10 protein-coding genes are annotated in these 10,196 nt (G+C 26.4%); 1 reads left to right on the top strand and 9 read right to left on the bottom strand.

From position 1 onward, the window contains the following. Positions 1-7 precede the first annotated feature (7 nt). From dnaK to rsmD, 9 genes are all read right to left on the bottom strand, one after another. Positions 8-1,801, bottom strand: a complete 1,794-nt coding sequence (dnaK, locus tag EGN60_RS01045; RefSeq protein ID WP_124724254.1) for a molecular chaperone DnaK — start codon at positions 1,799-1,801, stop codon at positions 8-10. A 138-nt stretch (positions 1,802-1,939) separates the two neighbouring features. After that, on the bottom strand, positions 1,940-3,115 hold the full coding sequence (locus tag EGN60_RS01040) for a hypothetical protein (protein ID WP_124724253.1): 1,176 nt from the start codon (positions 3,113-3,115) through the stop codon (positions 1,940-1,942). 59 nt (positions 3,116-3,174) lie between these two features. Then, positions 3,175-3,603: a hypothetical protein gene (locus tag EGN60_RS01035; RefSeq protein ID WP_124724252.1), complete on the bottom strand. Its 429-nt coding sequence runs from the start codon at positions 3,601-3,603 to the stop codon at positions 3,175-3,177. Between the two features lies 1 nt (position 3,604). After that, positions 3,605-4,246, bottom strand: a complete 642-nt coding sequence (locus EGN60_RS01030) for a ribulose-phosphate 3-epimerase (protein WP_124724251.1) — start codon at positions 4,244-4,246, stop codon at positions 3,605-3,607. A 9-nt stretch (positions 4,247-4,255) separates the two neighbouring features. Further along, the gene (gene rsgA, locus EGN60_RS01025) at positions 4,256-5,104 is read right to left on the bottom strand and encodes a ribosome small subunit-dependent GTPase A (RefSeq protein ID WP_124724250.1); all 849 of its coding nucleotides are present in this window, start codon (positions 5,102-5,104) and stop codon (positions 4,256-4,258) included. Next, positions 5,104-6,138, bottom strand: a complete 1,035-nt coding sequence (locus tag EGN60_RS01020; protein ID WP_124724249.1) for a serine/threonine-protein kinase — start codon at positions 6,136-6,138, stop codon at positions 5,104-5,106. Before EGN60_RS01020 ends, rsgA begins: the two co-directional genes overlap by 1 nt. 1 nt (position 6,139) lies before the next feature. Next, positions 6,140-6,883, bottom strand: a complete 744-nt coding sequence (locus EGN60_RS01015; RefSeq protein WP_245979690.1) for a PP2C family protein-serine/threonine phosphatase — start codon at positions 6,881-6,883, stop codon at positions 6,140-6,142. 3 nt (positions 6,884-6,886) lie between these two features. Beyond that, complete coding sequence (gmk, locus tag EGN60_RS01010; protein WP_124724247.1) at positions 6,887-7,510, bottom strand: guanylate kinase; 624 nt, start codon at positions 7,508-7,510, stop codon at positions 6,887-6,889. 53 nt (positions 7,511-7,563) lie between these two features. After that, positions 7,564-8,106 carry a 16S rRNA (guanine(966)-N(2))-methyltransferase RsmD gene (rsmD, locus tag EGN60_RS01005; RefSeq protein WP_124724246.1) on the bottom strand — a complete coding sequence of 181 codons (543 nt, stop codon included), beginning with the start codon at positions 8,104-8,106 and terminating at the stop codon, positions 7,564-7,566. A 57-nt stretch (positions 8,107-8,163) separates the two neighbouring features. On the opposite strand from rsmD, the gene EGN60_RS01000 reads away from it, so the two are divergent. Then, complete coding sequence (locus tag EGN60_RS01000; protein WP_124724245.1) at positions 8,164-10,158, top strand: MYPU_1760 family metalloprotease; 1,995 nt, start codon at positions 8,164-8,166, stop codon at positions 10,156-10,158. Positions 10,159-10,196 lie beyond the last annotated feature (38 nt).

Raw genomic sequence — 10,196 nt, 5'->3', positions numbered from 1 at the left:
TCTATTATTAGTTGTTTGATTCTTCGCCGTTATCTGATTTAGCTTCTGGTTCAGCAGCAGCGTTTTGATTTTTCATCATTTCCATTACTTGAGCCATTTTTTCTTCAAATGCTTTAATTTTTTTCTCAAGTTCTTCAATGTTTTTTTGTTCTATTAAATCTTTAAATACTTTTATTTCTTTTTCTAATTCAGCTTTTTGTTCTTCTGGAACGTTTTTAGCTTCGTCTGTTGTCATTGATTTTTCTAAGTCATTTACTAATTGTTCAGCTTTAACAATAACTTCGATTTCATGACGTTTTTTCTTATCATTTTCTCTATTTTCTTCAGCTTCTTTAACCATTTTTTCTACTTCTTCTTTTGATAATGATGAAGTGTTTTCAATAGTTATAGTTTGTTCTTTATTTGTTTTCTTATCTTTTGCAGTTACTTTTGTAATACCATTTACGTCAATTGAGAAAGTAACTTCAATTTGAGGAACACCACGAGGTGCAGGTTCAATTCCTTCTAAATTAAATTGACCTAAAATTTTATTATCTCTTGCAAATTCTCTTTCACCTTGTGTAACAACGATTGTAACAGCACTTTGATTATCTGAAGCAGTTGAGAATACTTGGCTTTTTGTTGCTGGAATAGTAGTGTTTCTTGGAATTAAAGGAGCAACAATATCTCCTTCAACTACAATACCTAATGTTAATGGAGTAACGTCAATTAATAAAACATCTTCAATATCACCAGCTAAAATAGCACCTTGAATTGCAGCACCAACTGAAACAACTTCATCTGGGTTAATTGATTTATTTAATTTTTTACCTGTTACATCAGTTACTAATTTTTGAACAGCAGGAATTCTTGTTGAACCACCAACCATTAGAATTTCATCAATATCATTTCAAGATAATTTTGCATCTGATAGAGCTGTTAATAAAGGTTTTTTAGTTCTTTCTAATAAATCTGAAGTCATAGCTTCAAAATCTGATCTCTTTAATTCTAATTCAACGTTAACTGGTCCATTAGCATTCATTGCTAAAAATGGTAATGAAATATTAGCTACCATTGATTCAGATAATGCAATTTTAGCTCTTTCTGATTCTTCTTTTAATCTAGCCATTGCCATTTTGTCAGTTTTTGGATCAAAGTCATATTTTTCTTTAATTTCTTTAGCTAATCAATCAACGATTTTGTGATCTCAATCATCTCCACCTAAATGGTTATCTCCGGCAGTTGCTAAAACTTCAAATGCTCCATTTTCCATTTCTAGAATAGAAACGTCAAATGTACCACCACCTAAGTCAAATACTAAGATTTTATGATTTTTTTCTTTATCTTTATCAACACCAAATGCTAACGCAGCTGCTGTTGGTTCGTTTATAATTCTTAAAACATCTAAGCCTGCAATAATACCTGCATTTTTAGTTGCTTCACGTTGTGCGTTGTCAAAATATGCTGGAACAGTAATAACAGCTTTTTTAACTGGTTGTCCTATTTTCTTTTCAGCATAATCTTTCATATATGAAAGAATCATTGCACTAATTTCTTCTGGTTTATAATCTTTATTATTTAATTTAACAGTTTGGCTTGTTCCCATTAATCTTTTAATAGAAGCGATAGAATCTGGATTAGTTTCTAATTGTCTTTTTGCAGCTTCACCGATAACAGTTTCTCCATTTTTAAAAGCAACGACAGAAGGTGTTGTTCTTTTTCCATTTGGATTTTCTAAAACTTTTGGAACACCATTTTCAATTATTGAAACTACTGAGTTTGTAGTTCCTAAGTCAATTCCTAAAATAATTTCTTTTGCCATATTAATATCTCCTTAACAAAACATAATTCTAATAAGTCTCATTAACTTATGATATTATTATAACACATTTTTTAGCACTCTAATAAAAATAGTGCTAATTTTTTATTTTTATATTTTGTAAATAAAAAACAAAGCTTGTTAGCTTTGTGGTTGAGTTTCTTTTTGTTTAGGAAAATTAAAAAATGATTTAAATTTACCTATATCTTCTTTATCTATTATTAAATATAAACCGCCTAAATCATTAATAATAAATTGTTGTGTTTTATTATTATCAAAATTATTTATTGTTATATTTGCTTGTGGTGTTGTTATATAATGATTTTCTTTTCTTATAAATTCATGGTTTTTATATTCTCAGTTTACTAAATAAGAAACTATAAATGAATTTTGCCCATTTCTTATAACAGAAGGGTCAGCTGAAATATAAGCTAAAGCATGAGTTCTAAAAAATTCTTCATTAAATAAATTTGATAATTTAATTTCAGGTAAACTATCTGCTGTTTCTTCTTCTGTTAAGTCAGGTTCATCTACAATTTCGTGATTTTCATATAATATTACATCTTGAGAAACTGCAGAAGCAACAAGGTTTTTATCAATTCTTTTGGCATCAGTATTATTAGTTTGTTTATAAAAATCGCCTAAGTTTTTTACATTTTCTTCTTCTAGATTTCTAGCTCTTGGATAATCTTTGGTTATAGATTTTTGCTCTGATATTTTTAAATTAAAATTAAAAGTATTGTCTTCTTTTTTTGTTAGAACATTTTGATCAACAAATAAAATGTTAAATTTATTAACTATTGTATAAAGATCTCTAGAACTGTCACCTTCAGTTAATTTAATAATTCCAACTTCGCTTTCATTTAAAAGATCAGTAGTTTTTTTAATAAATGAATCAATAAAAGCATTAACTTTAGTGTCTATTTTATTAGAAGTATTAACTTCTGAGATATTACTAAATAAATCAATTATTGAATTAGGTTCAAAGTTAGGATCTAAAAAACTATATTGTCTAATTACAGATAAAGATTTAAATGTTTCTTCTTTTCTTTGTAAAAGTAAATTAACAAAATTAGTTTCAAATTGTTTTTTAACACTTTCATATTTAGCAGTGTCTGCTTTTAATTTTTCAGTTTCAGATAATTGTTTTGAGAATTGTTCTTTTTCTACTTGATTTAATAAATCTGATTCTTCTACAGCTTTTTTAGTATTTGAATATCAAGTTTGTTGAGTTTGATTTTTTTTGCAAGCAACTAAAATAGTTGGCAAAATAGTTGATAATGATAAAACACTTAATAATAATCTTGTCTTTTTCATGTTTTTTATTATACCAAATTTGTACCTTTTTGAGTCCCTTAAAGTAAAGAAAAAATCACTTATTGAGTGATTTTTTCAATATTTTCCATTCTAAATCTTTTAATAAATTCTGATGTTCTGCATAAAGAAACTAGAGCAACTAGCAATCCGACAAAAGGAATTCATCCTCAATATACTCCTTGTTCAACACAAGAATCAATTTTGTTTAATCTTGTTTTAATTCAATATCATAAATTAACACCAATTTCTTTTAAAAATAAAACACGATATTTTTTATTGAAAATTGCATAAACTATTCCAGATAGAATTAATGAAAGGGCAATGTAAACAACAATAACCAAAATAAAACCTAATGCCTCAATTATTTTTTTATGTTTTTTATATTCTTGAGCAGTAAAAACTAAAAAAATCACTGCTAACATTATGAAAATTATTTCTAAAACGAGTTTAGCAATAAACATTGCTTTAGATTTTAATAAAATTTTCATTCTATTTTAATAAATCCTTTACTGTTTCTAGACTTAAATTTTTAACCAAATATGAACCAACTACAGCTAAAGTAACACCAGCATTAAATGCATCTTTAATTGTTAAGTTGTTTACACCACCATCAACTTGAATTATGATGTCTTTATCTTTTACGATTTCTTTTAATTTAGCAATTTTTTCTAATGCTTCAGGCATAAATTTTTGGCCGCCAAAACCTGGTTCAACACTCATAACTAAAACTAAAGATAAATCATCGATATATGGTTTAATAACATCAACAGGTGTTTTAGGTTTTAAAGAAATACCTAATTTTTTATTATCTTTTTTAACTAATCTAATTAATTTTTCAAGATCACCTTCTTTTAAGGCTTCATAGTGAAAAGTTAAAATATCACAAACATCTTTAAATTGATCATAGTATCCAAAAACATCTTCAACCATAAAATGTCCATCCATAATATGTTGAGGACAATTTTCTCTAATAACTTTTAAATGTTCGTATTGTAATGCAACATTAGGAACGAATTTACCATCCATAATATCATAGTGAACATTTTCAATTCCATAATCCATTAATGTGTTTACATATTCAACGACATTTTCTCTTGGTACATCTAAAATTGATGGGCTTATTTTTCTCATAATTTACTCCTAATTTTTTAATTCTATTAATCTTTTTAAAAAACTTATATAGTTCTCATATCTTTCTTTTTTAATCACATCTTTTTTAACTAATTTTTTAACTTCGCAATCTTCTTCATTTTCTAAATAATGTTTACAAGTCCTAAACTTACAATTTACTGAGGCTTCTCTAAAACTTGCAAAAGCTGTTGGTAATTCATCAACAGTTAAATCAAATTCAATAGATGAAAAGCCAGGTGTATCTATTATTTCTCCGCCATTGAATTCAATTAAACTTACTTCTCTAGTTGTATGCTTACCTCTATTTAATGCTTTTGAAATTGCTTGAGTTTGAAAATTTGTTTTAGCTAAATAATTAATTAAAGTGGTTTTACCAACTCCTGTTTGACCAACAAAGAAACTTGTTTTATTTTTAAAACAGTCTTTTAGATTACCAAACCCTGTATTATCTTGATAATTAATTTCGTATACTTCATAACCTTGATCTTTAAAAAAGGCTATTTTAGAATCAGAAGTTAAATCCTTTTTAGTTAAAACTATTATTGGTTTAACATGCTTATTTTCTATTATTATTAAAAATTTATCAACCAAAAGTGAACTAAATTCAGGCTCAACTAAAGACATAACAACAATAGCTTGATCAACATTAGCTATTTTAGGTCTTATAAAAAAGTTTTTTCTTCCTAAAATATGATGAATTAATTCACCTTTTTCAAATTCAACATGATCACCAACTATTGGTTTAATATCTAAAAGTCTCAGTTTACCACCACCTCTAACACGGTAGATTTGATGATCTTTAAAACTCTTAACATCATAAAAACCAGCAACTGATTTTACAATTTTCCCTTCTTCCATTAATGAATCACTCCTTTAAACCACAATACTATTACTAAAATTATAATAACTATTGCAAAAGCTAATACTGAAATTATTGAAATACTTTTAACTTTTGAACTTAAGAATTTTTTTATTTTTTTACTGCTTGATTTTTCATTTAAATTTAAAAGAGGTTCAGCAGCTCTTTTTTCTGATAAACAAGTTGTTAAATCTTCTAATAAAGCTTTACAGTTTTCATAACGCTGTTCAGGTTTTTTTGCTGTACATCTTATAATAATATTTTCTAAAGGTTGAGGAATTGTTACATTAACATTTTTTAATCTAGGAATTCCTAAATTTATGTGATTACTCATTATTATTTTTGGGTCTTTAGCATTGAAGGGAACTGAACCTTCAAGCATTTCATAAAGTAAAATACCTAATGCATATATATCAGATTGAATTGAAGCATCAGCTTCTTTTTGTAAAATTTCAGGGGCTATGTATTGAACAGAACCGACTGTTTTATTATCTTCAGTCATTCTCAAACTTTCTTCATTTATTGAAATACCAAAGTCAATCAGTTTAACATCTTCAGTGTTTTTATCAATTAAAATATTGCTTGGCTTTATATCTCTATGAACAATGTTTTGATTATGTATCTCAATTAATCCCATACAAATCTGACTTAAATAATTAACAGCTGTTTCAGTTTCTATTTTTCCAGATTGTGCAATTTTATCTTTTAAACTTTGACCATTTATCATTTCCATTGCATAATATGATTCATCATTATTTATATAAACACCTGTTATTTTTACAACATTTTTGTGTTTAATATTTTTTAAAATTTGACATTCATTTTTAAATCTTGTTAAAACTGTTTTTAATTTTGACTCATCTCTACAATACAATGTTTTAATTGCAAAAACTTGACCTGTTTTTTTATATTTAGCCGAATAAACTCTTCCAAAGCCACCTGATCCTATTGCCTTAAAATCATAAAAATTCTTTATTAAGTTTGGATAAGAAGCTAATTCTTTATATTTTTTTATATCTTTATTTTCTTCCATATTAAAGCTCCACTAATAAAACCGTTATGTTGTCTTTACTAAAATTCTTTTTAGCTGTTTTTATTAATAATTTAACTTTTTCTTGAATAGATTTTTTAGGATTCTGAATTATAACTTCCATTTGTGGTTTTGAAACATAGTCATGGCAACCATCAGATGTTAATAATAAATATTTAACATTGTAACCAGATTTTAGATCATATCCAGCAACAGTCATAAATTTATTAGGACCTAAGCAACTAACTAATTTTTCTGAATTAATATTTTTAGATGCTTTTGAATAAGGGATTCCCATGTCTAATAGTTCACTTAAATAATTTTGATCTCTAGTTATTTGATGCATATATCCATTGTATGCATAAGTTCTAGAATCACCAACATTAAAAATATAAATGTGTTTTGAAATATTAAAAATAAGGGCAGCTGTTAAAGTCGTACCCATATCTTTAAAACCAGGCTCATCTTCTACAAATGAGTCCATTTGTTTTTTTATATAACTTATAGCATTATTAAATCATTTAGTAATACTTGCTTTATTACTGTCTTGCATATTTTCAGGAAAATTATTGGTGAAATAATCACGCAATGATTCAATGGCAATTTCAGCGCATTTTTCACCACCAAAATGTCCACCCATACCGTCACATAATATTGCAAGAGTTCAATCACCCTTGCTAAATAATGCGGCTTTATCTTGATTTTGTTTTCTAAAATCTCCAGTTTCTGATTCTATGCAATAGTTCATTAATTAAGCCTTTCTTCCAGCTGATACTTGTTTTTCAGCATTAATAACTTCAGCAAATTCTTTTGAAACAATTTCTTTTATTTCATTAGCTGCTCTTTGAACATCATCATTAATTACAACATATTGAAAAATTTCTGCATCACTAATTTCTTCATTAGCTTTTAATAATCTTTTACTAATTAGATCTTCATCTTCAGTCATACGACCTTCAATTCTTTTTTCTAATTCAACAAATGAAGGAGGCATTAAGAAAATTGAACAAATTTCATCTTCGCGTCCTAATTTACGGTAGTAATTTAAAATTTGTCTTGCTCCATGATTTTCAATTTCTAAAAATGGAATTTTTCCTTGTTCACAAATTCTATCGATTTCTGAATATAAAGTTCCATAATAATTATTAAAGTGTTGTGAATATTCGATTAAACGATTGTCTGCTAAACAGGCTTCAAATGTGTTTTTGGTTACAAAATAATAGTGTACTCCATCAATTTCACCTGAACGTGGTTTTCTTGTTGTCATTGAAACTGATAATTTTAATTTTAAACTTTTATCTTTAAATAAAGGTTCTTCAACTGTACCTTTACCAACTCCACTTGGTCCTGTAAAAATAATTAATCTCTTGGCCATATGCTATTCCTTTCATTTTTTATTTTTATTAATATATTAATTAGGTAAGAAATTTATTTTGTTATGTAGTAAATGTAAATTTTACCATATTTTTTACTCTTTTGAATTATGTAATTATTAGTATTATATACTAAATTATCTCAATCGGTTTCAATAATTGCAAAACCACCTTCATTTAAAAGGTTTTTTGAAGATATAATGTCTAAACAAGCCAATAAAAGTTCTTTATCTTTAAAAGGAGGATCTAAATAAATATAATCAAATTTTTCATCAGTTAAAGAATTTAGATATCTTAACGCATCAGTATTTTTAACTAATAAATTTTCTTCTTTTAAAGAATTTTTATTTTCTAAAATCACTTGATAAGCTTCATAATTTTTTTCAATACAAATTCCTTTTTTAGCCCCTCTTGATAAAGCTTCTAAACAAAAAGCTCCTGAACCAGAAAATAAATCTAAAAAGATTTTATTTTCTATATTAAACTGAATTGATGAAAAAATAGCCTCCCTTGCTCTATCAATTGTGGGTCTAGTAATTTCCCTTCTTGGTTGTTTTAATAGTCTAGAACGATATTTTCCTGCAATGATTCTTAACATAGTATTATAATTTTATATTATTTTCTTTAATTTACTATAATTGTTGGAGGTGATATTATGCAAAATTTAAAACCAATTAAGACACCAAGAACAAGATTGCCAATATGAGCAACCATTTTAATTGTTTTTGTTTCTTTGATTGCTTTATTATCTGTTGGTTTTATTTCTTGATATCTAGTTCACAATTCATTATTATTAGGAAGCTTTTTTAAACCAAAAGTTGTCTTTATTAATAATGATGATAAACAAGCTGAAACATTTAATCCAAAGCTTTTATCTGAAACTAATTCAATTCAAGAAAACCCAGATTTTAAATATGGTAATTTAACAATTACTGAATATCCTTATACTACTAATTCAAATGGCCAACCAGTCTATTTTTTAGGAAAAGAAGGTAGAGCCATGTTAAATAATGAATTTCTAAAAAGAGCTAACTATGGCCCTGAAATAAATGCATTAAATCATGTATATATTAATAAAGTTTTTGATGCAACTAAAAATTTAGAAATTAACGGAGTTTATTTTCCTCAAAAATTTGATTTAAATTTAAATATTCAAGCAATGCTAAAAGAAGCAACATCAGATCCTCAAAGTTGACCGTTAGCAAGAAGAGTTGAAATGATATTGCCAACTTTAGTTCATGAATATACACACCACATTGATAATGTTTATGACAGATCAATAAAAAATGATGATCCTTTAGCTGACAATTCTTTAATATATAAATTGGCTCCAGATCCTCAAAGTCCTGCAAGATTGAATAATGCAAACAATGCAAAATTTTTAAAAGCTTTTAGAGAGGCATTAGATTATGATGCTCCTAAAGATTATAATAATTTAACTCATCCAGAATTTTTTGAAGGTTTAAAAAGAAAACCAGTTTTCAAATACTACACAGCTTATGATTTATTTAAGCTTGCTAATTTACCATTAACAGAAGAAGATGAAAAAAGATATGATTTATTAGATAAAGAAGATTTTTATTTCAATAATAATGCTACTTCTCCAGTTTCTTTAAGTGAACCTGTTAAATTAGCTCAATTAAGATATTTATATTCTTTTGAAGAATTAGTTCCTAGAGAACTTTTAAAAATGAGTTTTACTACTAAAAATCCATTCCCTCCCGGACCTAATTACTTTGCTGAAAGATTATATTTTAATACTGGAAATGGAAATTTATTTTTAACAGCTTTTGGAGATGATGTTTTAAGAATGCTTTCATTTAATGAACCTAGATTTGGTGAAAGTAGATTTAGAATCTTTTCAACAAACTGAGTATTTCCTCAAGAATTAAATGAATATATAACAGCAGACGAAGAACAACCATATGCAAATATTGGTTATCAAAGATTAGCTAAATTATTCCAAGCTTATATTGACTTAATGGGATATGGACAAGTTATTAGTTATTTAGGAGCTAATAATTGAAAATGAGCTTATGGACCTAATGAAAGTATTTTAACTGATTATCAAAACTTAAATTTTGGTGGTTATTTAAAAATCAAAAAAACTGATTTAGATAAAGAAAATAGATTAAATCATAGATTCTCATTTTTAATAGCAAATCCAAATAATTCAAATCAATATCAACAATTAAATTTACATCAAAGTAATTACAATTTTATAGCTAAAAAATTCTGAAATGCCACTGACAGTCCTAGAAATGTATTTACTGAAAGATCAATTTATCCAAGAAATCCTGAATCTGAATATGATTACATAGCTTATTTCAGTGATTCAATAGATGTTGCAAATATAAACAGTTTTGCTAAAAACAACCGTTTACATTTAAAATTATGAATTGATAGAAATAATAACAATAGAATAGAACAATCAGAAGTTGAGGATGTTTTAAACAATAAAGTGGCTAAACAATATAGCGAAATTGAAAAGAAAAATGCTCGTCCTATAACTTCATATCGTAAAACTTTTTCAATTTACCCAAGCGATGTTAAAGGACTTGATTATTCTTATAGAATTCAAATAGCAGAAGATAAAAGCCAACCGGCTGATAATCCTAATCGTTATTATTTTAGCTGAACAAGATATTAAAAAAATGCGACGATTCTTTTTTGGAATCATCGTATTTT

Origin of the sequence: Mycoplasma struthionis, from assembly GCF_003855455.1 — a bacterium.
GTDB lineage: Bacteria > Bacillota_I > Bacilli_A > Mycoplasmatales > Metamycoplasmataceae > Metamycoplasma > Metamycoplasma struthionis.
Note: the sequence above shows the minus strand (reverse complement) of the source record. Positions and strands in the feature narration are given on the sequence as shown.